The organism is Deinococcus seoulensis (assembly GCF_014648115.1).
Lineage (GTDB): Bacteria > Deinococcota > Deinococci > Deinococcales > Deinococcaceae > Deinococcus > Deinococcus seoulensis.
Genome location: NZ_BMQM01000096.1, coordinates 1 through 548 on the forward strand (window position 1 = coordinate 1; position 548 = coordinate 548).

Here is a 548-nt window from a genome sequence, read left to right on the forward strand (position 1 = left end):
CCGCATTCTTGCTGCACTGCGAGACCTTCCTCGCCATCACCACCGTCCGCAGGCTCCGTTCCGCCGCGTTGTTCGTCGGGGGAATGTCCGGGTCCTTCAGGAACCGCCACAACCGGTCCAGCACACTCTGCTTCAGGATGCCCAGTCGAAGTCGCTCGTTCGCTTTCGACTTCAGTGGTGCCCGGTTCAGCAGGGCGTCCAGACGCAGGGTGAGTTCCTCACCCTGCTGCGCGTATTCCTCTCGCGTGCATACCCCAGTCGTCACGTCCCGGTGCAGTCGGTGCCGTCCCGGAACACCTGCGCGACCCGTTGCCCGTACAGCTCTCCCCGCCCAGGTTGCCGCTGGAGAACAGCGGCGACCTCATCCGCGTTGCGGATCAGGTGCGCCAGGCACTTCTGCTGCCGGACATCCTGCAGGTAGCGGCTGTCGTACGAGGAGAAGCGGTCACTGATCAGCACGCCGGCGAAGTTGTTCCCCAGGCCTTCCCGGACTTCCACGTTGGTGTGCCGCAGGTTCGCGCGGAACACCACGGTGTCCGCACTGCGGA

General features: G+C 65.1%; 2 protein-coding genes. Both read right to left on the minus strand.

All coding sequences use genetic code 11. The features are described from left to right. A partial coding sequence (locus tag IEY70_RS21360; RefSeq protein WP_268243930.1) for an IS66 family transposase occupies positions 1 to 265 on the minus strand: 265 nt, incomplete at its 3' end. Further along, positions 262 to 548 (minus strand): IS66 family transposase (locus IEY70_RS21365; RefSeq protein ID WP_268243931.1); only part of this gene is annotated, 287 nt, incomplete at its 5' end. The genes IEY70_RS21360 and IEY70_RS21365, both read right to left, overlap by 4 nt.